Genomic DNA, 23,711 nt, shown 5'->3' with positions numbered 1-23,711 from the left:
GTGGGTGGCGGTGCCTAGAATGTCCCGCCTCACCTCGAAAGACTGCTTCCATGACCCAGGGACTGATCCGTATCCGCGGCGCACGCCAGCACAACCTCAAGAACCTGGATCTGGACATCCGCACCGGGGAACTCACGGTGGTCACGGGCCCCAGCGGCTCGGGCAAGTCCAGCCTGGTGTTCGACACGCTGTATGCCGAAGGCCAGCGCCGCTACGTGGAGACCTTCAGCGCCTATGCGCGCCAGTTCCTGGACCGAATGGACAAGCCGGCCGTGGACAAGGTCGAGGGCGTGCCGCCGGCCATCGCCATCGACCAGACCAACCCGGTGCGCAGCTCGCGCTCCACCGTGGGCACGATGACCGAGCTCAACGACCACCTGAAGCTGCTGTTCGCGCGCGCCGGCCAACTGTTCGACCGCGAGACCGCCCAGCCGGTGCGCCACGACAGCCCTGAGACCATCTACGCCGAGCTGCAGCGCCGCTGCGCCGCGGGCGGTGATCCGCGCATCGTGCTCACCTTCCCCGTGGAGCTGCCCGCCAACACCTCGGCCGAGCAGATCGAGCAGTGGCTGTCGGCCAGCGGCTTCACCAAGGTGCAGGCCGAGCGCGAGGTGGCCACGCCCACCGGCCCGCGCAAGCTGCTGGACGTGGTGGCCGACCGCTTCCGCCTGGGCAATGCCGAGAAGGCGCGCGTGATCGAGGCCATCGAGGTGGCCCTGAAGCGCGGCACCGGCCGGCTCAACGTCTACCGCCTGGGCGATGCGCCTGAGGCCGAACCCGAGCTGTGGCGCTTTTCCACCGGCCTGCACTGCCCGGACAGCGACCTGCGCTACAGCGAGCCCATCCCCTCGATGTTCTCGTTCAACTCCGCCGTGGGCGCCTGCGAGACCTGCCGGGGCTTTGGCCGCGTGATCGGGGTGGACTACGGCCTGGTGATCCCCAACGACAAGCTGACCCTGCGCGCCGGCGCGATCAAGACCATCCAGACCCCGGCCTGGAAGGAGGCGCAGGACGACCTCATGCGCCATGCCGAAACCGCCGGCATCCCGCGCGACACGCCCTGGAACAAGCTCACCGAGGACCAGAAGAAATGGGTCATCGGCGGCGCTCCCGGCTACAAGGAGGGGCAGTGGAGCAAGCAGTGGTACGGCATCAAGCGCTTTTTCGAGTACCTGGAGAGCAAGGCCTACAAGATGCACATCCGCGTGCTGCTGTCCAAGTACCGCAGCTACACGCCGTGCCCCACCTGTGCCGGCGCACGCCTCAAGACCGAGAGCCTGCAGTGGCGCATCGGCAGCAAGGACGCGGCCGACGCGGTGCTCGAACCCGGCCAGCGCTTCATGCCCGAAGGCGTGCAGTGGAGCCGCGCCCAGCTCGAAGCCTTGCCCGGCCTGTGCCTGCACGACCTGATGCTGCTGCCCATCGACCGGCTGCGGCGCTTTTTCGACCGCATGGACTTCGTGGCCGAGGGCGCCCAGGGCAATGGGGGTGAAACCCAGGCCCTGAAGCTGCTGTTCGAGGAGATCACCACGCGCCTGAAATACCTGTGCGACGTGGGCATCGGCTACCTCACGCTGGACAGGCAGAGCCGCACCCTGAGCGGCGGCGAGGTGCAGCGCATCAACCTGACCACGGCGCTGGGCACCTCGCTGGTGAATACCCTGTTCGTGCTCGACGAGCCCAGCATCGGCCTGCACCCGCGCGACATGCACCGCATCACCGAGGCCATGCTGCGCCTGCGCGATGCGGGCAACACCCTGGTGGTGGTGGAGCACGACCCGGCCGTGATGCTGGCGGCCGACCGCATGATCGACATGGGCCCTGGCCCCGGCCGCCTGGGCGGGCAGATCGTGTTCGATGGCACCACGGCCGACCTGCGCCATGCCGACACTCTCACCGGCGCCTACCTCAGCGGGCGCAAGCACGTGGGCTTCGGCTTCAAGCGCATGGTGACCGAGGCCACGCCGCGCCTGGTCCTCGAAGGCGCGCGCGAGCACAACCTCAAGGACGTGTCGGTGGAGTTCCCGCTGCAGCGCCTGGTCACCGTGACCGGGGTCAGCGGCTCGGGCAAGTCGAGCCTGATCCAGGACGTGCTGGCCCCCGCGCTGCTGCGCCACTTCGGCAAGGCCACCGATTCGCCGGGCCTGCATGACCGCATGCTGGGCGCCGACCACCTGTCGGACGTGGTGTTCGTGGACCAGTCGCCCATCGGCAAGACGGCGCGCTCCAACCCGGTGAGCTATGTGGGCGCGTGGGACAGCATCCGCGAACTCTTCGCCGTGGCACCGCTGGCCAAGCAGCGCAGCTACACCGCGGCCAAGTTCAGCTTCAACAGCGGCGACGGGCGCTGCCCGACCTGCGGCGGCTCGGGCTTCGAGCATGTGGAGATGCAGTTCCTGTCCGACGTGTACCTGCGCTGCCCCGACTGCGACGGCAAGCGCTACCGCCCCGAGATCCTGGAGATCACCATCGAGCGCGGCGGCCGCATGCTCAACGTGGCCGACGTGCTGGCCCTCACGGTGGCCGAGGCGGCCGACCTGTTCGCCAGCGACCGCGACGTGATCCGTGCGCTGCAGCCCATCGTGGACGTGGGGCTCGAGTACGTGGCCCTGGGCCAGCCCGTGCCCACGCTCTCGGGTGGCGAGGCGCAGCGCCTCAAGCTCGCGGGCTTCCTGGCCGAAGCCGCGCGCTCGGCGGCCAAGTCGCGCCAGGCCGTGGCGCGCAAGGGCACGCTGTTCCTGTTCGATGAACCGACCACGGGTCTGCACTTCGACGACATCGCCAAGCTCATGCGCGCGTTGCGCAAGCTCATCGATGCGGGGCATTCGCTGATCGTGATCGAACACAACCTGGACGTGATCCGCGCCAGCGACTGGCTGATCGACCTGGGCCCCGAAGGCGGCGATGGCGGCGGCCTGGTGGTGGCCGAAGGCACGCCCGAGGACGTGCGCCAGCACGCCACCTCGCACACCGGCCAGGCGCTGCGCGACTATGAGCTGGCGCTGGGCGAGGGCGGCCATTCGGTGCACGAAAAGGCGGCCACCCTGCGCCGCCAGCAGCGCCTGGCGCACGCCGGCCAGGCCGATGTGGCCAAGAATGCCATCGAGATCGTCAACGCCAAGGAGCACAACCTCAAGAACCTGAGCGTGGACATTCCGCGCGGCCGCTTCAACGTGGTGACCGGCGTCAGCGGTTCGGGCAAGTCCACGCTGGCCTTCGACATTCTGTTCAACGAAGGGCAGCGCCGCTACCTCGAATCGCTCAATGCCTATGCGCGCAGCATCGTGCAGCCTGCGGGCCGGCCCGAGGTGGATGCCGTCTACGGCATACCGCCCACCGTGGCCATCGAGCAGCGCCTGTCGCGCGGCGGGCGCAAGTCCACCGTGGGCACGACCACCGAGGTCTGGCACTTCCTGCGCCTGCTCTACGTCAAGCTCGGCACGCAGCACTGCGTGAAAGACGGCGCTGCCGTGCAGCCGCAGACGCCCGAGAGCATTGCCGCGCAGCTCCTGCGCAACTTCCGTGGCCAGCACATCGGCCTGCTCGCGCCGCTGGTGATGAACCGCAAGGGCGTGTACACCGAACTGGCCGACTGGGCGCGCCCCCGCGGCTATACGCACCTGCGGGTGGATGGCAACTTTTTGCCGACCACGGGCTTCCCGCGCATCGACCGCTTCAAGGAGCACACCATCGAGCTGCCCGTGGCCAGCATCGACGTGTCGCCCGAGGGCGAGGCGCTGCTGCGCGAATCCCTGGCCCAGGCGCTGACCCACGGCAAGGGCGTGGTGCATGTGCTCAGCAGCCTTGGGGGTCTGCGCGAGGCCATGCTGGCCGGCAAGCCCACCTCGGCCATCGGCACGCTGCAGGCCTTTTCGACCAAGCGCGCCTGCCCGGTATGTGCGACTTCGTATGCCGAACTCGACCCGCGCCTGTTCAGCTACAACAGCAAGCATGGCTGGTGCCCCGACTGCGTGGGCACGGGCGTCAAGCTCACCAAGGACCAGCGCAAGGTCTTCGACGACTCCGTGCAGGACGACAACGAGAAGGGCCGCGAGCAGACCTTTGCCGAGCCCGAGGTCGAGGACCTGGCCGACACCGCCTGCCCCAGCTGCCAGGGCACGCGCCTGAACCCCGTGGCGCGCGCCGTGCGCTTTGCGGGCGTGGCCATCACCGACATCGCGGCCCTCTCGGTCACGGACGTGCGCCGCTGGGTCGAGACCCTGCAGCTTGAAGGCGGCATGACGGCGCGCGAGGCCGACATCGCGCGCGATCTGGTGCCCGAGATCAAGAGCCGGCTCGAATTCCTCGAAGAGGTGGGCCTGGGCTACCTCACGCTGGACCGTGGCGCGCCCACGCTCTCGGGCGGCGAAGCCCAGCGCATCCGCCTGGCGGCGCAGCTGGGCAGCAACCTGCAGGGTGTGTGCTACGTGCTCGACGAGCCCACCATCGGCCTGCATGCGCGCGACAACCAGATTCTGCTCAACGCCCTGCACAAGCTGGGCGACAAGGGCAACACCCTGGTGGTGGTGGAGCACGACGAGGACACCATCCGCCGTGCCGACCACATCATCGACATCGGTCCGAGCGCCGGCAAGCGCGGCGGCCGCCTGGTGGCGCAGGGCAGCGTGGCCGACCTCACTGCCACGGAAGATTCGCAGACCGGCCGCTACCTGCTGCACGCCATGAAGCACCCGCTGCAGCTGCGCCGCAGCATGCAGCCGGGCGAAATCAGTGCCGAGGACCTGGCCCTGGCCGAGCCCGCAGCGGCCCCTGCGGGCCGCCAGAGTGCCGCAGTGAAGAAGCGCGCAGCCGCCGCTGCCGCACTCACCGCCGAGGCCCTGGCCGAAGCCAAGGCCCGCGCCGCCATGCGCTGGCTCACCGTGTATGGCGCCCACCTGCACAACCTGCAGGACGTGACGGCCACCGTGCCGCTGCACCGCCTGGTGGCGGTCACGGGCGTGAGCGGATCGGGCAAGTCCACGCTGGCGCGCGACGTGCTGCTGCACAACGTGCAGGCCTGGGTGCAGCAGCGCTCCACCAAGGCCGGGCGCGATGCCATGGACGCGGGCAAGGCGCCGCCGCTGGTGGGCTGCACGGGCCTGGCGGGCTTCGAGTCCATCGACCGCGTGCTCGAAGTGGACCAGACGCCCATCGGCAAGACGCCGCGCTCCTGCCCCGCCACCTACATCGGCTTCTGGGACACCATCCGCAAGCTGTTTGCCGAGACGCTGGAAGCCAAGGCGCGCGGCTATGCGGCCGGGCGCTTCAGCTTCAACACCGGTGAAGGCCGCTGCCCGACCTGTGAAGGCCAGGGCATCCGCACCATCGCCATGAGCTTCCTGCCCGACGTGAAGGTGCCTTGCGAGGCCTGCCACGGCGCGCGTTTCAACCCCGAGACGCTGGCCGTGACCTGGCGCGGCAAGAGCATCGGCGACGTGCTGCAGATGGAGGTGGACGAGGCCGTGGACTTCTTCGCCTCCATGCCCTCCATCGCGCACCCGCTGCAGTTGCTCAAGGACGTGGGCCTGGGCTACCTCACGCTGGGACAGCCCTCACCAACCCTTTCGGGCGGCGAGGCGCAGCGCATCAAGCTCGTGACCGAACTCACCAAGGTGCGCGACGAGGTGGGCCGCCGCGGCCAGAAGGTGCCGCACACGCTCTACGTGCTCGATGAGCCCACCGTGGGCCTGCACATGGCCGATGTGGACAAGCTCATCCGCGTGCTGCACCGCCTGGTCGACGGCGGCCACAGCGTGGTGGTGATCGAGCACGACCTGGACGTGATCGCCGAGGCCGACTGGATCATCGACCTGGGGCCTGAGGGGGGCAACGGAGGCGGTCGCATCGTGGCCGCTGCACCGCCCGAAGAGGTGGTGAAGCTGGGTACGCACACCGGGGTGGCGCTGGCGCCGGTGCTGGCGCGCTGAAGGGCAGGGGACAGGAAAACCCGCTCTGTACGGCAGGCAGGTCGGGGACAGGGGGCAGGCGAGGCAGCCCACGAGGGGGTTGGGAAACGTCCTACGGAAGGCGCGGAACTCGGCGCACGCGGCGGAGAAGGGCAAAAACCTACTCTTCGTTTCATGGGTTACGGCGAAAAGGCGCCAAGCCCGAAAGCCCTGATCCACCCTTCAACCAACCCGCACACTGCCATGACCTCACATCCCAAAACCCTGATTGCCCTGGCCCTCGTATCGGTACTGCTCACTGCCTGCGGCGGTGGTGGCGGTGGCGGCGGTAGCGGCAGTTTCAGCAGCACCAGCGCCAATGAAGTCGCCCTGGCGGCCGATCCCGATCCCAGCACCGAGCCCGGCGTTCTGACGGTCACGGATGCAACCATCCCCAGCCTGAACGGCGTGTATGGCAACGGCCAACTCACACTGACCGAGGTGTACTACCAGGAAGCCATGGGCAACAAGCCTGCTACCTGCGCCTACAAGTTCATGGGTGCCGACAAGGTGGACGCTACCGCCACGGCTGCCGCGACCACCGATACGGTGGTGGACGTGAACACCACGCCCGTTTCCATCGTCGGCGCCTCCACCACGCAGGCCGCGGTGGTGGGCAACATCACGGCCCCGGTCTCGCTTACCGGCGTGGCCCCTGCGGCAGGAGCCCAGGGCGTTCCCACCGCCTTTGGCAAGATCACCTACCGCCCCTCGGCCATGGGCCTGGATGTCGTCTTCCTGACCTTCAACGGCAAGGAGTACGCCAGCCTGGACTCGGTGGACACCCTGGTGGACCGCAGCGGCAACCTGGTGCGCTTCACCAGCAAGACCATGGGCGCTACCGACGGCTCCACCAATACCCTGAAGCTGACAGCCATCATTCCCCTGCACACCACCCGCAATGCCAACTGCTGACCTGCCGCCGGGTGCAGGCAGGCCCTGCGCAGCCGGTTCCTGGCCCGCCTTCCATTGGAGCGCGGGCCTTCTCTTTTTGCGGGCGACGCGGGTGGGGGCCCCTGTAGGCGCGGATCCTACGTGCAGCAGGGGTGTTGGCGCACGCCGCTGGCGGGAACCCCCTCCTACGATGCGCTGACCTCCACACAACAAAGAATCTGCACGCCATGAACTCCCTTCTCAAGACCTGTTCTGCCATTGCTGCCGCCAGCGCGCTGCTCGTGGCCTGCGGTGGGGGCAACAACGACGACCCCACGCCCAGCAGCGAACCCGGCGTGCTCACGGTGACGAATGCCACCCTGCCCGGGCTCAACGGTGTGTACGGCAACGGTGCGCTCAACCTCACCGAGGTAGACAAGAAGAACCCCATCGGCTCCGTGCCCGAGCTGTGCACCTTCCGCTTCGATGGCGCGAACAAGGTGGGTTCCAGCGAAACGGCCTTTGGCGATGTGCGCTACCGCCCGGATGCCACGGGCCTGCACCAGATCTTCGTGACCTTTGCCGGCAAGGAATACAGCAACGGCGACACGGTGGACACGGTGGTCGCCCGTGACAGCAACCAGGTACGCCTGACCAGCAAGACCCTTTCGGCCACCGATGGCTCTGCCAACACCCTCCGGGTCAGCGGCGTGATCCCCATGCGCCCCGGCCGCCCTTTGGGCTGCTGACGCCGCCTTCGCTCCCTTTTTGTTTCCCCCCTCGGCCGGCGAGTCCCCTCCAACCGGTCCTTGACCCCGTCCATCCAGGCGATGGACGGGGTCTCTTTTTTCGGGCGGCGCCCTTCACAATGGAGTGCCTGGTTTCCTGCCATTCCCATGCCGCTTTCCTCCCCTTCGTCGCACCAGGTGGTGTGGCTGCACCCCGAGGCCCCGCCCAAGCCTGCGCTGGGCGCGCCTTGCAATGGCTGCGGACTGTGCTGCCTGGCCGAGCCCTGCCCGGTGGGCGTGCTTGTGTCGCGCCGGCGCACGGGGGCCTGCAACGCCTTGCGTTGGAGCGATGGCGAGGGTCGCTACCTGTGCGGCATGGTGGTGGACCCGGGCGGGGTGACCGGCATCCGCAACCCCTGGCTGGTGCGCGCCGTCGGCGCCTGGGCGCGGCGTTCGATTGCCGCCGGGGTCGGGTGCGATGCGCAGCTGGATGCACAAGCTCCGCCGCGGTGAGGGCGCATCAGCCTCTGCGCGCCAGGTGGATGCCCGCGAGCATGCAGCGGACCGCTCCCCCTGCCAGCTCGATGGTGGGAACGGCCAGGGGGAGCAGGCTGGCGCGCCTGGGCTGTTTGCGACTGGAGGGCATTGTCGCTTGCCGTCTCGGGGTGGGGGTGAAAGCGGTGCGGGCGCACCATGACGACGGCGGCAGGGGCTGGGGCGGAGGGCTGGGGCATGGAGATGGGCCAGGAGTGAAGAGGAGGCCTGGAAACTCCCGAAAAGTCCGCGCTACAGAAAAGCCATCAGCCTGATCAAAATGCGCTGAAAATTGGCAATTTGCCAACTACCCGATTCACCATGGGCAGCCTTGACGACACCGACCGCCAGATCATCGGCATCCTGCGCACCGATGCGCGCACCCCCGTGGCCCTGCTCGCGCAGAAGCTGCGCGTGTCGCGCGGCACGGTGCAGAACCGCCTGCGCAAGATGGAGGAAAGCGGTGTCATCACCGGCTACACCCTGCGCCTGCGCCCCGATTCGGAGCCCCAGCGCATCCGTGCCTGGATGAGCATTGCCGTGGAGGGCAATGCCGCGCCTGAGGTCATCCGCGCCCTGCGCGGCGAGCCGGCCGTGGACACGCTGCACAGCACCAATGGCCGTTGGGACATCGTGGCCGAGGTGCGGGCCGAAAGCCTGGAGGCTTTCGACATGGCGCTGGGTCGTATCCGCCTGACGCCCGGCATCGCCAACACCGAGACCAGCATCCTGCTCTCTACCTACAAGGCTTGAGCACGCCTTGTAGGACGAAGGTGCCTCATGCGCGACAGTGGCTAGGGAGTTTCCTGCATGTGGCGCGGGGCGGTACTGAAGTCCAATGGGCGGATATTTGTCTTTGAAGGATCCCCAATGCAACGTCGCCGCCAGATCATCCAGTGGGGTGCTGCCGCCGTGGCCGCACCGGCCAGCCTGCTGGCCCAAGCCCAGAGCTTTCCGAACAAGCCGATCAAGCTCGTGATCGCCTTCCCAGCCGGTGGGCCCACCGACATCACCATGCGCTCGCTGGCCGACAACGCGGGCAAGATCCTGGGCCAGCCCGTCATCGTGGAGAACAAGCCCGGCGCCGGCGGCACGCTGCCTGCGCAGCAGCTGCAGTCGTCCCCGCCCGATGGTTACACCGTCGCGCAGATTCCGCTGGGCGTGTTCCGCCTGCCCTACACCACCAAGATCAGCTGGGATCCGGTCAAGGACATCGCCTACGTGCTCAACGTGACCGGCTATGCCTTTGGCCTGGTGGTGCCCGCCGATTCGCCGCTCAAGACCTGGACGCACTTCGTGGCCTGGGCCAAGGCCAACCCCGGCAAGCTCAGCTACGGCTCCACCGGCACCATGACCAGCCCGCACCTGACCATGGAACTCATCGCCCAACAGCTGGGGCTGGAGCTGCTGCACGTGCCCTACAAGGGCAGTGCCGACCTGATGCAGTCCATCCTGGGTGGGCAGATCATGGCCGCGGCCGACTCCACGGGCTTTGCCCCGCAGGTCGAGGCCGGCAAGCTGCGCGTGCTCAACACCTGGGGCGCGGAGCGCCTGGCCAAGTTCCCCGATGCACCTACCCTGAAGGAACTGGGGCTCAACCTGGTGCAGAACTCGCCGTTCGGCATCGGCGCGCCCAAGGGCACGCCCGATGCGGTGGTCAAGCGCCTGCACGATGCTTTCAAGAAGGCCATGGAGCAGGAGAGCTACAAGACCGCCCTGGCGCGCTACGACATGGTGCCCATGTACATGAGCACCTCCGCCTACCAGAAGTTCGCGCAGGACACCTATGCGCGCGAGAAGGCACTGGTCGAGAAGCTGGGGCTGGCCAAGCCCTCCTGACCCGAAGGCGGTGGCTCCGGCCTCTTTTCTGCGCCCTTAGCGCAGAAAGGGTCAGAGCCAGCCGGCCTTGCGGAACCGGTAGTACAGGAAGCCGCACGCAGCGCCGATGGCGGCCAGGGCCGCCACGTAACCATAGCGCCACTTGAGCTCGGGCATGTGCTCGAAGTTCATGCCCCAGATGCCCGCGAAGGTGCACGCCATGAAATTTCCCCGCACCCCTTTCGCCATCGCCCTGCTGACCGCTTTCCCCTTGCTGGCGAGTGCCCAGCTGACCGGCAACGTGACCCTGACCACCAACTACCAGTTCCGTGGCCAGGACCAGGACGCCTCCAAGGCCCGGGCTGTCAAGCCCGCGATCCAGGGCGGCTTCGACTACGCCTTCGGCGGGTCCGGTTTCTAGAACCTGCCCCAGGCCTTTTTGCAGCCGCGTTGGAGTGCAATCGGGATGAGTGGATGCTTCGGGTGCGCCGCATGGGCTCATGCCCATGCAAGCAGCCGGGGCGTCCAATCGCCCGATTTCACTCCAACCCGAAGGGCAAGTGCCTTTTCGGGCGGTCTGCGGCGTTGCGGCGCTTGTTGATAGCCGAGCTATCAACTGCGCGCCGCGCCTAGCATCCCATCCCGAAAAGGAACTTGCGCGGCTTCAAAAAAGCCTGGAGCAGGTTTTTCGGCAACTGGAATTCCAGCGTCGACTGGCTCTCGGGTAACTCCATCGAGTCCGACATCTACGGCGGCTACAAGTTCAAGGCCGGCGGCGCCGACCTGGATGTGGGCCTCTTGACCTACATCTACCCCGGCAACAGCAACGGCAACACCACCGAAGCCTATGGCGCGGCCACCTTCGGGCCCGTGACCGCCAAGTACTCGCACACGCTGTCCAAGGACTACTTCGCCTATGCCGGTCCCGGCAGAGGGCCTTGTCAGGCAGTGGCCGCCAGAATGCGCTGCGCCACCTCGGCAAAGCCGGCGCCGCGCTCGCCCTCGGTCACATAGCGCGGCAGGTGCGCCAGCTGCGGCACGAAGCGCGCGATGTTGGCCACGCCCACGCTGTGCACGAAGTGCTGGAACATGAGCTGGTCGTTGGTCGAGTCGCCCACGTAGACCCAGCGGCCGATCTCGGCATCGAGGTCGCGGCCGAACAGCTCGCGCACGATCCAGCGCGCGCCTTCGAGCTTGTTGTGCGCGCCGAACCAGCCATTGATGTGGATGCTGCTCACGGTGGCGTTCATCCCGGCCGCGCGCATGCGCTGCACGGCGGCGTCGATGGCGTCCTGCGGCAGGTGCGTGAACTCGCTGTGGTCGATGGCGATGTCGGTCTCGCGCCCTGGCGAATCGGTGGCACGTGATGCGCCTGCCACCTCGCGCTCGACCTGTGCCAGCACCTGCTGCATGCGCGCGTAGTTGGCGCTGCGGGTGGGCTCGTCCTGCTGGTAGGTCTTGGCCAGCGTCGGGCCCTGCGGCCCGTCCACGCGGCGCAGCGCCACGGCGCCGTTCTCGGCCACGATGGCGTCCACGGGCCAGCTCAGTGCAAAGGGCTCGCTCCAGCCCACGGGCCGGCCTGTGATGGGGATGACGTGCAGGCCGGCAGCGCGCAGCGCGCCCAGCGCCTGGAGCGCTTCGGGCGTGATGGCGCCGTCGGTGGTCAGGGTGTCGTCGATGTCGGTGAAGACCCCGAGCAGCGGGGGCAGGGTGGCGATGGGCCAGTGGGACAGGGGATGCATGAACGCGAAAGGGAAAAGCGGGCTGCCGTCCTCAGAACAGCAGCTCCAGGATTCTGTCGATCAGGGCCACGGAGAGGACCATGATCACGATGTAGCCGAGTGACTGCAATGCACGGCGGCGGTCCTGTCGGTTGGCAGCGGTGCGGTAGAGCCAGGCCGCAATGGGGGGCAGGGCGATGGGCCCCAGAATGGCCATGCCCATCATCGGGACCACGGCAAAACCGCCCCAGTTGTCGGCCGTGTTCATGGTCCGTGCGGACTGGAAAAGCTGGTAGGCCGGGATGGCCAGCACAACGAACAGGGCCGCCGAGGCAGCGGCTACGCTGATGTAGCGGGCCAGGGCGACATACACGGCGGCACTGGCAAGGAGGGCGCCCCACCACTTCAGCGCGGCCCAGCCATCGCGCGTTCGGGCCTGGGGAGCGGGCGCCGCCCTGGCCGCGCGTGCCTTGGCCTCGCGGGCCTGGGCTTCGCAGGTGCCGCGTTGCTCGCACGAGGCATTGGCGGCCAGGAAGCTGCGCAGTGCATCTTGCCGGGGCAGTGCGAGTGCCGTGGCGATCGCGCTGCGTTCGGATTCCCGGTCGAGCGCGTCGGACCGGATGCGCAGCCGCCCCTGCTGCTGGGCGGCCAGGAGCACCGCGCCCGCATCCTCTGCGACCCCCTGCAGTGCCGGACCGCGGCACAGGTAGGGCAGGGGCTTGTCGGGCGCCAGAGGGGCGCGGGCTTGGTAGCGGGGCGTCTCGCAGGCCATCGACCAAGCGGGTGGGGCGTGGGAAGCCGCGGCGCGCTCCGGCAGCAGTTCCAGATCGAATGGCCCCAGGGCCAGCGCCCCGCTGCCGGTGTTGCGCAGTTCCACCAGGGCAAAGACGCCAGGCGCCGGCGGCACGCCCGGCACGGGCGTGGCGACCGAGGCTTTGGCGTTGCCGCGCACCACCCACACGCCCGGGCGCAGGTTCACCAGGCGTTCTTGCAGGCTGCCGATCTCCTCGGGCAGCGGCACGCCGGCTTCGGGCAGTGCGATGCGCATCTGGCGGGCCAGCAGGGCGTTCCACCAGCCCTTGGCGTCGCGGGTGCGGGCGGTGTTGTCTGGTGAGCCGACGGACGCGATGGCCTGGCCCAGGGTTTCGGTTGCCGGGGCGAAGTTGCCTGACGGCTGCAGGCTGGCCAGCCAGCGCAGCAGCAGGGCCTGGCGCAGAGCGGCGGCCTCGCGGGGGCGGCCCAATGCCTCCAGCGCTTGGGGCCAGTGCATGGACTCGACGGGCGCATCGCCGACCGGCAGGTTCAGGATGTCCTGAACGAGCGGGATTTCCGCGCGTGCCGCGGCGGGCTGCCTGGTGCTGTTGTGGGGCGTGTCTGCCATGGCCATGGCGCAGCACAGTGCCAGTGCGACCACGAGCAAGCACCGCCGCAGCAGGCCTGCCGCCCTCCCACGGAGCGCAGGCCGTGCTATCGAGAGCTGGGCATGCCGCATGGGAAGGGCGATGTCTGAGAGATGGCCGGGAGGAACGAACAGGCTCAGCTTGCGCTGCCCAGGCTCAGCCCGGCGTGCTCGCGCAGCGGGTGGAAGTGGATCTTGGGAAAGCGCTCCTGCGCCAGGCGCACATCGTAGGGCGAGGTGCACAGGTAGGCCAGGGTGTCGGCCGCATCGTGCGCCAGGCGCAGCGGGTAGGCGTCGGTGAAGGCGCGCAGGTCGGCGGCATTGTCCGCGGTGATCCAGCGCGCGCCGGTGTACTGGCAGCCTTCGAGACGCACGTCGGCGTCGTACTCGGCCTTCAGGCGGTGCTGCACCACTTCGAACTGCAGCTGGCCCACGGCGCCCAGCAGCATGTTGCCGCCCGCATCGGGCTTGAAGACCTGGATCGCGCCTTCCTCACCCAGCTGGGCCAGGCCCTGCTGCAGCTGCTTGGTGCGCAGCGGGTTCTTGAGCACCACGGTCATGAACATCTCGGGCGCGAAGAACGGCAGGCCGGTGAACTGCAGGTTGGCGCCATCGGTGATGGTGTCGCCGAGCTGCACGCCGCCGTGCGTGGTGAAGCCGATGATGTCGCCCGCATAGGCTTCTTCGACCGCCTCGCGGCGCTGCGACATGAAGGTCACCACCGAGGTCGGGCGCAGTTCCTTGGCGCTGCGCTGCACCTTGAGCTTCATGCCCGGCGTGTACTTGCCCGATGCCACGCGCACGAAGGCGATGCGGTCGCGGTGGTTGGCGTCCATGTTGGCCTGCACCTTGAACACCACGCCGGCAAAGCCTTCGTCCTCGGGCTGGATGGTCTTGACCACGGGCTGCTTGTTGACCTGCAGCGTGCTCACGCGCGGGCCGGGGGGCGGGGCCATGTCGACCAGGGCGTCGAGCACTTCCATCACCCCGAAGTTGTTCACCCCGGAGCCGAAGAACACGGGCGTCAGCTTGCCGGCCAGGAAGGCCTCGTGGTCCCATTCGGGCGAAGCGCCCACGGCCAGCTCCATGCTTTCCAGCGCCGCGTCGAATTCGGCACCGAAGCGCGCGCGCAGCGTGGCCTCGTCCGACAGGGGAATGGCCTCGAAATCCTGCGGGCGGCGCTCGCTGCCGGATTCGAACACCGTCATGGTCTTCGTGCGCAGGTTGATGATGCCGCCGAAGGCCTTGCCCTGGCCCACCGGCCAGGTCATGGGGCAGCAGGGCATGCCCAGCTCGCGCTCCACCTCGTCCATGATATCCAGCGGGTCGCGCACTTCGCGGTCCATCTTGTTCACGAAGGTGATGATGGGCGTATCGCGCTGGCGGCAGACCTCGATCAGGCGGCGCGTCTGCGCTTCCACACCGTTGGCCGCGTCGATCACCATGAGTGCCGAGTCCACGGCGGTGAGCACGCGGTAGGTGTCTTCCGAGAAGTCCTTGTGGCCGGGGGTGTCGAGCAGGTTGATCACATGCTCGCGGTACAGCATCTGCATGACCGAGGAGGCCACCGAGATGCCGCGCTGCTTTTCGATCTCCATCCAGTCCGAGGTGGCATGGCGGCTGGCCTTGCGACCCTTGACGGCGCCGGCGATCTGGATCGCGCCCGAGAACAGCAGCAGCTTTTCGGTCAGCGTGGTCTTGCCCGCGTCGGGGTGGGAAATGATGGCAAAGGTGCGGCGGCGCCGGGTTTCGGGGGCGTAGGACACAGGGAATTCCAGGGAAGGGGGTGGGCAGCTCGCTGCGGCAGAGGCCTGCGGCAGTCGGCGCGGCAGGCGCTCAAGCGCCCGGATATGCCGATTTTACCGGGCTCGCGACCCGGCCCCCTCTGCGGCCGTATCTCAATTGCTCCACCGCGCTTGGTACGACGCGCGACCGGTGAAACTGGCGCAGCCCAAGCCAGCGCCCCCGTGCAAGGGCCGCCCCGCCGCACCGGGGGCGGCCCCCTCAGGGGTATGGCGCGAAGCGACTCAGGGGGAGTCATTGTTCTTTGGTGTGGCGCGCATAAATCTTCTGCATGCCGCCCAGCCAGCGTTCGTAGTCCTGGCCCTTGTTGCGGAAGTACTGGGCCACCTCGGGGTGGGGCAGCACCAGGAAGCGCCCGTCCTGCATGGCGGCCAGCACGTCGCCTGCGACCTGCTCGGGTGGCAGGATGCCGTCGTGCGAGGCCGAGCCGCCATCGCCCGTGACCATGGCGGTCTGCACCGACTGCGGGCACAGGCAGGCCACGCCCACGCCGTTGCGGCCATAGGCGATGCGCAGCCACTCGGCAAACGCCACGGCCGCATGCTTGGTCACGGCATAGGGCGCGGATTCGACGATGGTCAGCAGCCCGGCGGCCGAGGCGGTGACGAGGAAGAAGCCCTCGCCGCGCTCCACCATCTCGGGCACCACGGCGCGCGCGGCCCAGACATGGGCCATGCCGTGGATGTTCCACATCGCGTCCCACAGCGGGTCTTCGAGTTCGATGCCGCCCGGCCGGCCCAGGATGCCGGCGTTGGAGAGGTAAGCGTCCACACGGCCGTACTGCTCGCGCGTGGTGGCCACCAGGGCCTTTATGTCGGCCTCGCGCGAGACATCGCAGCGCACGGCCAGGCCGCCGATCTCGTCGGCCACGGCCTGGGCCGGCTTCAGGTGCAGGTCGGCCACGACCACGGCGCGCGCGCCCTCGGCGGCAAAGCGCCGCGCCATGCTGCGGCCGATGCCGCTGGCGCCGCCGGTGACGATGATGACCTTGTCCTTCGGGTCCATGGGAAATGCTCCTTCTGCTGTGAGGGCGCCAGTGTGGAGCGGGCGGCCGGGGCCGGCAGCCGCGCAGGTGACAAGCTCAGCGTGGTGGGCGCAGGGCCGCGCAGCACAGCGTTTCCACGCCCCGGGCCCATTGCCGCATCCCGTCCGGGCCCAGTTGCAGCAGCAGGGCATAGCGCCGCCCGCCCCATGCAGACAGGTGCAGCGCCTGTGCCAGCTCCGGCCCTGGTGGGTGGGGCAGGTCGGTGCAGGCGGCCAGCACCCGGCCCCAGGCGGCGGCCAGTTCCTCGTGCACGCGCAGGTGGTGGTGCGGCTCGGCCATGGCGCCTTCCAGCGCCAGCATGTCGGGGTGGAAGGGGGGCAGCTCGGGCGCATCCACCCCGCACAACAGGCGCACCAGGTGGTGGATGCGCTGCTCCCAGGGCAGGCCGGCGGGCTGCACGGCCTCGCGCTCGATGGCAGCGAGCAGCGCTTCGATGCAGTGGCGCACATAACCCGAGAGCAGGGCCGTCTTGTTGGGGAAGTAGTCGTAGAGCGTGCCCACCGCGATGCCGGTCTCCAGCGCGACGTTGCGCGTGGTGAGTTTCTCCCAGCCGTCGCGCTGCCAAATCCGAACAAAGGCGTCGTAGATGGCCTGCACGGTGAAGCGTGCGCGGGCCTGGTGCGGCCGTTTCAGGGGCCTGGCGGCTGCGGCGGCGCTGGCGGGCGGGGCCTTCATCGGTTTCCGAACCCGCTCTCGGGCCGGGCGCCATAAAGTGACCGCAGCACTTTTTCACCACCGTACCGGAGATACACCATGACCATGCTGACCCGCCTGTTGACCGACAAGAATGCATTGAATCACACCCGCACCGAGCAGTCGCCCCTGGTGCCGCTGCAGCCCGGCGAGGCCATTCTGCGCGTGGACCGCGTGGCCGTGACCACCAACAACATCACCTATGCGGCCTTCGGCGATGCCATGCGCTACTGGGATTTCTTCCCCACCGGCGCAGCGGGCTGGGGCCACATGCCGGTGTGGGGCTTTGCCGAGGTGGTGGCATCCGACGTGGAGGGCGTGGTCGTGGGCGAGCGCTTCTATGGCTACTGGCCGATTGCCAGCCATTTGCGCATGCAGCCCGTGCGCGTGACGGCGCGCGGCTTCTACGATGGCGCGGAGCACCGCCAGGGCCTGACCTCGGCCTACAACCAGTACACGCGCTGCAGCGCAGACCCGGCCTACCGCGCCGAAGACGAGAACTGGCAGATGCTGGTGCGGCCCTTGTTCATCACCTCGTTCATGCTGGCGGACTTTCTGTCGGACAACGCGTTCTTTGGCGCGCGGCGCCTGGTGTTCTCCAGCGCGTCGAGCAAGACGGCCTTCGGTACGGCGTTCTGCCTGCAGGGGCAGGAGGGCATCGAGCGGGTGGCCCTCACCTCGCCACGCAACAGCGCCTTCGTGCAGGGCCTGGGGTGCTACGAGCGCACGGTGGCCTATGGCGAACTGGAGGCGCTGGGCACGGATGTGCCCACGCTGTACGTGGACTTCTCGGGCGACGAGGACCTGCGCGCACGCGTGCACCACCACTTGGCCGATGCGCTGGTCTATGACTGCTATGCGGGCTCGGCGCAGAACACGCATTTCCTGCGCGATACCGCCTTGCCCGGGCCGGCCCCCGCGTTCTACTTCGCGCCGGTGCAGATCAAGAAACGCAATGCCGACTGGGGGCCGGAGCTGGTGAACCAGAAGTTCAACGCCGCGCAGCGCGCCTTCATCGAACGCATCAGCGACGCCCGCCAGCCCTGGATGCGGGTGCAGGAACATGCGGGCTTTGCCGCCGCGCAGGCGCTGGTGGAGGACCTGCATGCCGGGCGCATCGACCCGCAGCTGGGCCATGTCGTCACGCTGTAGCGGTGGCATGCCGGATGCTTTTACTTATAATGCGCGCATCCGAGGAGCGTTGCAGCGTCCCCAGCACTGGCGGGGCGTGAGGCTCGGAGTCATCTAGCAACGACGCTCATCCACTTCTCGTGTGGTGAGCCTTCCGTCTCATCCCCGCGCGGCAAGTGGCTTTTCAAACATGCTTTGGAGCACACCATCATGAACGCACGCGTCGACGCCCCGGTCAATACCGACTGCATCATTGCCGACATCGGCCTGGCCGCCTGGGGCCGCAAGGAAATCCGCATCGCCGAAACCGAGATGCCCGGCCTGATGGCCATCCGCGAGGAATTCGCACCCCAGCAGGCGCTCAAGGGCGCCCGCATCACCGGCAGCCTGCACATGACGATCCAGACCGCCGTGCTGATCGAGACGCTGCAGGCCCTGGGCGCCCAGGTGCGCTGGGCATCTTGCAACATCTTCTCCACGCAGGACCATGCTGCCGCGGCCATCGCGTCCAACGGCACGCCCGTGTTCGCCGTCAAGGGTGAAACCCTGGCCGAGTACTGGGACTACACCCACCGCATCTTCGACTTCGGCCCCGCCGGCAGCGAAGGCGAAGGCCCCAACCTGATCCTGGACGACGGTGGCGACGCCACGCTGCTGATGCACCTGGGCCAGCGCGCCGAGAAGGACGCATCGCTGCTCGACAACCCCACCAGCGAAGAAGAGACCTGCCTGTACGCCTCCATCAAGGCCAAGCTGGCCGTGGACCCGACCTGGTACACCCGCAAGAGCGCCCAGATCATCGGCGTGACCGAAGAAACCACCACCGGAGTGCACCGCCTGAAGGAAATGTCGGCCAAGGGCACGCTGCTGTTCCGCGCGATCAACGTGAACGACTCGGTGACCAAGAGCAAGTTCGACAACCTGTACGGCTGCCGCGAGTCGCTGGTGGACGGCATCAAGCGTGCCACCGACGTGATGATCGCCGGCAAGGTGGCCTGCGTGGCCGGCTACGGCGACGTGGGCAAGGGCAGCGCCCAGGCCTTGCGTGCGCTGTCGGCCCAGGTCTGGGTGACCGAGATCGACCCCATCAACGCCCTGCAGGCCGCGATGGAAGGCTACAAGGTCGTGACTATGGAATATGCCGCCGACAAGGCCGACATCTTCGTGACCACCACCGGCAACAAGGACGTGATCACCCACGAGCACATGAAGGCCATGAAGGACCAGGCCATCGTCTGCAACATCGGCCACTTCGACAACGAAATCCAGGTCGCCACGCTCGAGCAGTACCAGTGGGAAGAGATCAAGCCCCAGGTGGACCACGTGATCTTCCCGGACGGCAAGCGCATCATCCTGCTGGCCAAGGGCCGCCTGGTGAACCTGGGCTGCGGCACGGGCCACCCCAGCTTCGTGATGTCCAGCTCGTTCGCCAACCAGACCATTGCCCAGATCGAGCTGTTCATGCACAAGGACCGCTACGAGAACGGCCAGGTCTACGTGCTGCCCAAGCACCTGGACGAAAAGGTCGCACGCCTGCACCTGAAGAAGGTCGGCGCCATGCTGACCGAACTGTCCGACGAACAGGCCGCCTACATCGGCGTGTCCAAGCAAGGCCCTTACAAGCCTGACACCTACCGCTACTGATCGGCTGTCGCCGCAGGCGCTCCTTCCCTCAAGGGAGGGGTGCCGGTCGCGGCGAACGCATTCCTGCCTTCGAGGCCTTGAAATCCATTGCCCTCGGGTGAGAGAGTGAAGTATGCGCGCAGATGTTTTTTTGGTGGAATCCGGCCATGCGGCCACGCGCTCGCAGGCGCAGCGCCTGATCGCGGCCGGGGTGGAGTGGCGCCTTTCGCCGCTGGCGCCCTGGCAGAAGGTGGCCAAGAACGGGGACGACATCCCGTCGGTGGCCGAGGTGCGGCTGCTCGACGGGGCCGAGGCGAAGTACATCTCGCGCGGCGGCCTCAAGCTCGAGGGCGCGCTCGCGGCCACGAAGCTGTCGGTAGATGGATTGCGCTGCCTGGACGTGGGCCAGAGCACCGGGGGATTCACCGACTGCCTTCTGCAGCAGGGCGCGGCCCAGGTGATCGGCGTGGATGTGGGCCAGGGACAGCTGCACGAGCGGCTGCGCAATGACCTGCGCGTGGTGGGCGTCGAAGGGCTCAATGCCCGCGCCATGACGGCCCAATCGCTGCAGGAAGCCTGCGAGGAAGCCTTGTCCGAATACGTGGAAACGGACATCGACGACAACGACACCCAGCCCGTCGCGCCCTATGCGTGGATGCGCAATGGCGGTGAGGTGGGTGATGAATACGACGACAGCGACGATGCCAGGGAGCAGGATGTGGAGTCCTTCAAGGCCGAGCGTGCCGCCAAGGCGCGTGCGCGGGCCGAAGGCACCGTGCCCAAGGAGCGCCGCCGCAGGGCCGGGCGCGAAGGCGTGGACATCACGCCCGCGTTCGACCTGGTCACGGGCGATCTGTCCTTCATCTCGCTCACGCTCGTGCTGCCCGCGCTGGTGCCGCTGATGAAGCCCGGCAGCAACCTGCTGATGCTGGTCAAGCCGCAGTTCGAATTGCAGCCCGGCCAGGTGGGCAAGGGCGGCATCGTGCGCGATGAGTCCCTGTACGCGGTGGTCGAGCAGCGCATCCGCGACTGCTGTGCCGGCTTGGGCCTTGGCGTGCTGGCCTGGCTGGACAGCCCCATCAGCGGGGGCGACGGCAACCGCGAATTCTTTGTATTTGCAAGGAGGGCCGCATGAATGCAGCCAAGGCGCAGGCCACCGGCTTCCCGGTGAGCCTCGAATTCTTTCCCCCCAAGACGCCGGCCGGTGCCGACAAGCTGCGCGCCGAACGCCAGCAGCTGTATGCGCTGAACCCCGAGTTCTGCTCGGTGACCTATGGCGCGGGTGGGTCCACCCAGGACGGCACCTTCGGTACCGTGCGCGAGATCCTGGCCGAGGGTGTGCCCGCCGCCTCGCACTTCTCGTGCATCGGTGCCACGCGCGCGTCGGTGCGCGAGCAGCTGGGCCAGCTCAAGGCCATGGGCGTCAAGCGCTTGGTGGCCCTGCGCGGTGACCTGCCCAGCGGCTATGGCGCGGGCGGCGAATTCCAGTACGCCAGCGACCTGGTGGCCTTCATCCGGGCCGAGACCGGGCGCGACTTCCACATCGAAGTGGCCGCCTACCCCGAGGTGCATCCGCAGGCGCGCTCGCCCGAGTCCGACCTCCGGGCCTACCTGGCCAAGGTGCAGGCGGGCGCGGACGCGGCCATCACCCAGTATTTCTACAACGCGGACTCCTATTTCCGCTTCGTGGACGACGTGCAGGCCCTGGGCGCCGGCATCCCGGTGGTGCCCGGCATCATGCCGATCACCAGTTCCACCCAACTGATGCGCTTCTCGGACGCCTGCGGTGCCGAGATCCCGCGCTGGATCCGCCTGCGCCTGCAGGCCTTCGGCGACGACACGGCGAGCATCAAGGCCTTTGGCCTCGATGTGGTGACGGACCTGTGCGACCGGCTGCGCAGCGAGGGCGTGCCCGCACTGCACTTCTACACCATGAACCAGAGCGCCGCCACCCTCGAAATTTGCCGCCGGCTGGTCCTGTAGGCAGGCCCTAACGGTAATATTCACACCCTTTGTTTCATTTTTCTGGTGCGCCATGAAGGTTGTATTTGCCGTGATGCTGGCCCTGCTGGGTGGACTGGGTGCGTCGGGTGTGGGGGCGCAGACGCGCTACCACTGCCGCGATGCCTATGGGAATGACTATGCCCTGTCGCGGCCATGTCCCAGTGGTACCACCACCCGGACGGTGGAGGTGGCTCCTGTCACACCTTCGTACTCGTACAGCCAGCCTTCCCGTTCCACCACGGTGGTGCGCACCGCCCCCGAGGTGCCGGACCACTACAGCTACATGAGTGGGCGCTGCCGCTCGCTGGATGAAAACATCCGCAATGCCTATTCACGCAAGATCGCGGCCGACGTGGTGCAGGGCATGCGCAACGAGTATCGCCGCGACTGCGCCCAGGAGGAACGCGATGCGTCGAACCGCATGTACGACGAGCGCCGGGCCGGTGACCGCCAGCGCCGCGAAGAGGAGCGCTCTGCCCAGGCTGCGGCCGACTTGGCGCGCCAGCAGGACGCCCGCCAGGCCCAGCAGTGTGCCGAATCGCAGCGCATCCTGAACACCAAGAAGGCCCGCACCGATCTCACCGAGGGAGAGCGGGCCGACCTCAAGCGTTTTGAAGAGGCGTTTCTTGCACGCTGCAAGCGCTGACTTTTTGCGAGGAGCCGCCTGTGCGCTGCTGGCCTGCCTGCTGGGGTGGCCGGCCGCGTGGGGCGAAGAAGCCGGTTTGCGCCTGGATGGCGCCACGGGCAGCGAGCTGCGGGTGCCGCCGGACCCGGCCGAGGTCCTGCCCTTGCGCCCCGTGGCTGCGGGGTCGCCGGGACTGTCCCGCCCCAGCCTGTCGGCGGAGGCTGCGGACATGGATGATGACGATGACGACGCCCCCGGTGCGGACGAGGGCCCGCTGGAAACGGGCCTGGCCTCGTGGTACGGCCAGCGCTTTCACCGGCGCCGCACGGCCAGCGGCGAGCTGTTCGACATGAATGCCATGACGGCGGCGCACCGTACGCTGGCTTTTGGCACCCGCATCTGCGTGCGCGACCGGGAAACCGGCAAGGGCGTGGTGGTGCGGGTCAACGACCGCGGCCCGCACGTGGCCAACCGCATCGTGGACCTGAGCCGCGGCGCGGCCCTGGCCCTGGGGGTGCAAGGGGGGCTCAAGCCGGTGGATGTGTTCCCCGTGGGAGGCGATGCCGTCACCTGCCCACCGGCGCCCCTCGACAATCTCCCGCAGCGCTTTTCCCTGCCTGCGGCCCAGGAAGCACAGGCGCCAGCGGCCATCAGCCGCCGCAGCCGTGCGGGTATGGGCCCGCCGCGCCTGCTGCGTGCCCCCTGAGCGCTGGCCGTCTATCCGCCGGACTCCAACGTGTGCGTGGCGTTGCGGTCTTGCGCCAGCAGTTCCACCATCTGGGGCAAGGCGTCCTTGAGCGCCGCCTTGAGCGTGAAGGGCGGGTTGATCAGGAACATGCCGCTGGCCGGCAGGCCGGGGCGCTTGGTCTCGCCGCTGGCGGTTTCGGTCATCTTGCTGGACTTGACGGTCAGCGTGGCATGCAGCCAGCCCTTGCCGGCCTTGGTGGCCAGGGTCTTGAGGCGGCGCGGCAGGTCATGGGCTTCGGGGCGCGGGATGATCGGGTACCAGAAGGCATAGGTGCCCGTGGCAAAGCGCTTGAGCGAATCCGCCGCCATGTCGAGCACCTTGCCGTAGTCGTTCTTCATCTCGTAGCTGGGGTCGCACAGCACCAGGGCGCGCCGCGACGGCGGGGGCAGGAATTTCCGGATGCCCTCGAACCCGTCCTCGTGCAGCACTGCCACCTGGCGGCCGGCCTCCAGCTGGGCCACGTTGCCTGCCAGGGCGCGCAGGTCGGTGGGGTGCAGCTCGAACAGCTTGAGCTTGTCGTGGTCGCGCAGCAGGCGCTGGATGATGAAGGGTGAACCGGGGTAGACGCGCGTGGCCGCGCCCTGGTTGAAGGCGCGCACCATGTCCACGTAGGCCTGCAAGGCAGGCTTGAGCGCAGGCACATCGGGCGCGACCAGCCGGGCAATGCCGTCGGCCGATTCGGCGCTGGTGTTGGCGTAGTCGCCATCGAGCCGGTACAGGCCTGCGCCTGCATGGGTGTCCAGCACGGCCAGGGCCGCGTCTTTCTCGGTAAGGTGCTGCAGGGTGGCAATCAGCACCGTGTGCTTGAGCACGTCGGCGTGGTTGCCTGCATGGAAGGCGTGGCGGTAACTGAACATGCCCCAATGGTAACGATTGTCAGCGCCCGGGCCGATATTTCCAGGGTCATCGCCCCAACAGACCGCGCATTCGCCGTCAATCGGGTCTTTCAGCCGCCACAGGTGGCATGGACAATGCAGTACAGGGCAGAATTGCGTGCTGGGAGGATCCTGCGTGACGTTTT

General features: G+C 68.0%; 19 protein-coding genes, 3 pseudogenes and 1 riboswitch. Of the genes and pseudogenes, 14 read left to right on the top strand and 8 right to left on the bottom strand.

From position 1 onward, the window contains the following. Positions 1 to 50 precede the first annotated feature (50 nt). From uvrA to AC07X5_RS08370, 4 genes are all read left to right on the top strand, one after another. A complete protein-coding gene (uvrA, locus tag AC07X5_RS08385) occupies positions 51 to 5,927 on the top strand; it encodes an excinuclease ABC subunit UvrA (RefSeq protein WP_494769747.1) in 5,877 nt (1,958 codons plus the stop codon). Positions 5,928 to 6,149: 222 nt separating this feature from the next. Beyond that, the gene (locus AC07X5_RS08380) at positions 6,150 to 6,860 is read left to right on the top strand and encodes a hypothetical protein (RefSeq protein ID WP_494769746.1); all 711 of its coding nucleotides are present in this window, start codon (positions 6,150 to 6,152) and stop codon (positions 6,858 to 6,860) included. A 206-nt stretch (positions 6,861 to 7,066) separates the two neighbouring features. Then, positions 7,067 to 7,567: a hypothetical protein gene (locus AC07X5_RS08375; RefSeq protein WP_494769745.1), complete on the top strand. Its 501-nt coding sequence runs from the start codon at positions 7,067 to 7,069 to the stop codon at positions 7,565 to 7,567. A gap of 147 nt (positions 7,568 to 7,714) precedes the next feature. After that, positions 7,715 to 8,059: a hypothetical protein gene (locus AC07X5_RS08370; RefSeq protein WP_494769744.1), complete on the top strand. Its 345-nt coding sequence runs from the start codon at positions 7,715 to 7,717 to the stop codon at positions 8,057 to 8,059. A 7-nt stretch (positions 8,060 to 8,066) separates the two neighbouring features. Here AC07X5_RS08370 and AC07X5_RS08365 read toward each other — a convergent pair. Next, a pseudogene (locus AC07X5_RS08365) lies at positions 8,067 to 8,168 on the bottom strand (citrulline utilization hydrolase CtlX); the annotation flags it as partial. A 233-nt stretch (positions 8,169 to 8,401) separates the two neighbouring features. On the opposite strand from AC07X5_RS08365, the gene AC07X5_RS08360 reads away from it, so the two are divergent. Together AC07X5_RS08360 and AC07X5_RS08355 are read left to right on the top strand one after the other, a co-directional pair. Further along, on the top strand, positions 8,402 to 8,833 hold the full coding sequence (locus AC07X5_RS08360; RefSeq protein WP_409956276.1) for an Lrp/AsnC family transcriptional regulator: 432 nt from the start codon (positions 8,402 to 8,404) through the stop codon (positions 8,831 to 8,833). 117 nt (positions 8,834 to 8,950) lie between these two features. After that, a complete protein-coding gene (locus AC07X5_RS08355; RefSeq protein ID WP_494769743.1) occupies positions 8,951 to 9,919 on the top strand; it encodes a tripartite tricarboxylate transporter substrate binding protein in 969 nt (322 codons plus the stop codon). 51 nt (positions 9,920 to 9,970) lie between these two features. On the opposite strand, the pseudogene AC07X5_RS08350 reads toward AC07X5_RS08355, so the two are convergent. After that, positions 9,971 to 10,123 (bottom strand): annotated as a pseudogene (locus AC07X5_RS08350) (CorA family divalent cation transporter); the annotation flags it as partial. On the opposite strand from AC07X5_RS08350, the gene AC07X5_RS08345 reads away from it, so the two are divergent. Together AC07X5_RS08345 and AC07X5_RS08340 are read left to right on the top strand one after the other, a co-directional pair. Next, positions 10,074 to 10,319, top strand: coding sequence for a TorF family putative porin (locus tag AC07X5_RS08345; RefSeq protein ID WP_494769742.1), 246 nt, complete (start codon positions 10,074 to 10,076; stop codon positions 10,317 to 10,319). The pseudogene AC07X5_RS08350 and the gene AC07X5_RS08345 overlap by 50 nt on opposite strands. Positions 10,320 to 10,582: 263 nt before the next feature. Next, a pseudogene (locus AC07X5_RS08340) lies at positions 10,583 to 10,834 on the top strand (TorF family putative porin); the annotation flags it as partial. A 5-nt stretch (positions 10,835 to 10,839) separates the two neighbouring features. Here the strand turns inward: AC07X5_RS08340 and AC07X5_RS08335 are convergent. From AC07X5_RS08335 to AC07X5_RS08315, 5 genes are all read right to left on the bottom strand, one after another. Next, positions 10,840 to 11,640, bottom strand: a complete 801-nt coding sequence (locus AC07X5_RS08335; RefSeq protein WP_494769741.1) for an HAD-IIB family hydrolase — start codon at positions 11,638 to 11,640, stop codon at positions 10,840 to 10,842. A 31-nt stretch (positions 11,641 to 11,671) separates the two neighbouring features. Continuing rightward, positions 11,672 to 13,000 carry a hypothetical protein gene (locus AC07X5_RS08330; protein WP_494769740.1) on the bottom strand — a complete coding sequence of 443 codons (1,329 nt, stop codon included), beginning with the start codon at positions 12,998 to 13,000 and terminating at the stop codon, positions 11,672 to 11,674. A 155-nt stretch (positions 13,001 to 13,155) separates the two neighbouring features. Then, positions 13,156 to 14,784 (bottom strand): peptide chain release factor 3, encoded by a 1,629-nt coding sequence (locus AC07X5_RS08325; RefSeq protein WP_494769739.1) that lies wholly within the window; start codon positions 14,782 to 14,784, stop codon positions 13,156 to 13,158. A gap of 271 nt (positions 14,785 to 15,055) precedes the next feature. Further along, a complete protein-coding gene (locus AC07X5_RS08320; RefSeq protein WP_494769738.1) occupies positions 15,056 to 15,826 on the bottom strand; it encodes an SDR family oxidoreductase in 771 nt (256 codons plus the stop codon). Positions 15,827 to 15,902: 76 nt separating this feature from the next. Then, positions 15,903 to 16,541 carry a TetR/AcrR family transcriptional regulator gene (locus AC07X5_RS08315; protein WP_494769737.1) on the bottom strand — a complete coding sequence of 213 codons (639 nt, stop codon included), beginning with the start codon at positions 16,539 to 16,541 and terminating at the stop codon, positions 15,903 to 15,905. A 78-nt stretch (positions 16,542 to 16,619) separates the two neighbouring features. Between AC07X5_RS08315 and AC07X5_RS08310 the strand changes: the two genes are divergently transcribed. The 6 genes from AC07X5_RS08310 (at position 16,620) to AC07X5_RS08285 (ending at position 22,648) form a co-directional block, all read left to right on the top strand. After that, positions 16,620 to 17,711 carry a DUF2855 family protein gene (locus AC07X5_RS08310; RefSeq protein WP_409961356.1) on the top strand — a complete coding sequence of 364 codons (1,092 nt, stop codon included), beginning with the start codon at positions 16,620 to 16,622 and terminating at the stop codon, positions 17,709 to 17,711. Between the two features lie 37 nt (positions 17,712 to 17,748). Next, positions 17,749 to 17,826, top strand: a riboswitch (S-adenosyl-L-homocysteine riboswitch). 74 nt (positions 17,827 to 17,900) lie between these two features. After that, entirely contained in the window at positions 17,901 to 19,334 is a 1,434-nt protein-coding gene (gene ahcY, locus AC07X5_RS08305) for an adenosylhomocysteinase (protein WP_494769736.1), read from the top strand. Positions 19,335 to 19,446: 112 nt separating this feature from the next. After that, the gene (locus tag AC07X5_RS08300; RefSeq protein ID WP_409961352.1) at positions 19,447 to 20,448 is read left to right on the top strand and encodes a TlyA family RNA methyltransferase; all 1,002 of its coding nucleotides are present in this window, start codon (positions 19,447 to 19,449) and stop codon (positions 20,446 to 20,448) included. Further along, positions 20,445 to 21,296 carry a methylenetetrahydrofolate reductase [NAD(P)H] gene (metF, locus tag AC07X5_RS08295; protein ID WP_409961350.1) on the top strand — a complete coding sequence of 284 codons (852 nt, stop codon included), beginning with the start codon at positions 20,445 to 20,447 and terminating at the stop codon, positions 21,294 to 21,296. The genes AC07X5_RS08300 and metF overlap by 4 nt, the downstream gene beginning before the upstream one ends. Positions 21,297 to 21,348: 52 nt before the next feature. Further along, entirely contained in the window at positions 21,349 to 21,963 is a 615-nt protein-coding gene (locus AC07X5_RS08290) for a hypothetical protein (protein WP_409961348.1), read from the top strand. Beyond that, the gene (locus AC07X5_RS08285) at positions 21,944 to 22,648 is read left to right on the top strand and encodes a septal ring lytic transglycosylase RlpA family protein (protein WP_494769735.1); all 705 of its coding nucleotides are present in this window, start codon (positions 21,944 to 21,946) and stop codon (positions 22,646 to 22,648) included. The genes AC07X5_RS08290 and AC07X5_RS08285 overlap by 20 nt, the downstream gene beginning before the upstream one ends. Before the next feature lie 11 nt (positions 22,649 to 22,659). Here the strand turns inward: AC07X5_RS08285 and AC07X5_RS08280 are convergent, their stop codons facing one another. Then, entirely contained in the window at positions 22,660 to 23,547 is an 888-nt protein-coding gene (locus tag AC07X5_RS08280) for a 23S rRNA (adenine(2030)-N(6))-methyltransferase RlmJ (RefSeq protein WP_494769734.1), read from the bottom strand. Positions 23,548 to 23,711 lie beyond the last annotated feature (164 nt).

Source organism: Acidovorax sp. GW458-11-26-14-TSB4, from assembly GCF_059423865.1.
The sequence above is the reverse complement of the archived record's forward strand: the minus strand, read 5'-3'. Positions and strand labels throughout refer to the sequence as shown.

Coding starts and splice junctions, on each gene's coding strand:
- AC07X5_RS08345 (WP_494769742.1), top strand. CDS start 10,074: ATGTGCTCGAAGTTCATGCCCCAGATGCCCGCGAAGGTGCACGCCATG.
- AC07X5_RS08330 (WP_494769740.1), bottom strand. CDS start 13,000: ATGGCAGACACGCCCCACAACAGCACCAGGCAGCCCGCCGCGGCACGC.
- metF (WP_409961350.1), top strand. CDS start 20,445: ATGAATGCAGCCAAGGCGCAGGCCACCGGCTTCCCGGTGAGCCTCGAA.
- AC07X5_RS08360 (WP_409956276.1), top strand. CDS start 8,402: ATGGGCAGCCTTGACGACACCGACCGCCAGATCATCGGCATCCTGCGC.
- AC07X5_RS08375 (WP_494769745.1), top strand. CDS start 7,067: ATGAACTCCCTTCTCAAGACCTGTTCTGCCATTGCTGCCGCCAGCGCG.
- AC07X5_RS08380 (WP_494769746.1), top strand. CDS start 6,150: ATGACCTCACATCCCAAAACCCTGATTGCCCTGGCCCTCGTATCGGTA.
- AC07X5_RS08310 (WP_409961356.1), top strand. CDS start 16,620: ATGACCATGCTGACCCGCCTGTTGACCGACAAGAATGCATTGAATCAC.
- AC07X5_RS08300 (WP_409961352.1), top strand. CDS start 19,447: ATGCGCGCAGATGTTTTTTTGGTGGAATCCGGCCATGCGGCCACGCGC.
- AC07X5_RS08315 (WP_494769737.1), bottom strand. CDS start 16,541: ATGAAGGCCCCGCCCGCCAGCGCCGCCGCAGCCGCCAGGCCCCTGAAA.
- AC07X5_RS08355 (WP_494769743.1), top strand. CDS start 8,951: ATGCAACGTCGCCGCCAGATCATCCAGTGGGGTGCTGCCGCCGTGGCC.
- uvrA (WP_494769747.1), top strand. CDS start 51: ATGACCCAGGGACTGATCCGTATCCGCGGCGCACGCCAGCACAACCTC.
- AC07X5_RS08370 (WP_494769744.1), top strand. CDS start 7,715: ATGCCGCTTTCCTCCCCTTCGTCGCACCAGGTGGTGTGGCTGCACCCC.
- AC07X5_RS08320 (WP_494769738.1), bottom strand. CDS start 15,826: ATGGACCCGAAGGACAAGGTCATCATCGTCACCGGCGGCGCCAGCGGC.
- AC07X5_RS08280 (WP_494769734.1), bottom strand. CDS start 23,547: ATGTTCAGTTACCGCCACGCCTTCCATGCAGGCAACCACGCCGACGTG.
- ahcY (WP_494769736.1), top strand. CDS start 17,901: ATGAACGCACGCGTCGACGCCCCGGTCAATACCGACTGCATCATTGCC.
- AC07X5_RS08290 (WP_409961348.1), top strand. CDS start 21,349: ATGAAGGTTGTATTTGCCGTGATGCTGGCCCTGCTGGGTGGACTGGGT.
- AC07X5_RS08335 (WP_494769741.1), bottom strand. CDS start 11,640: ATGCATCCCCTGTCCCACTGGCCCATCGCCACCCTGCCCCCGCTGCTC.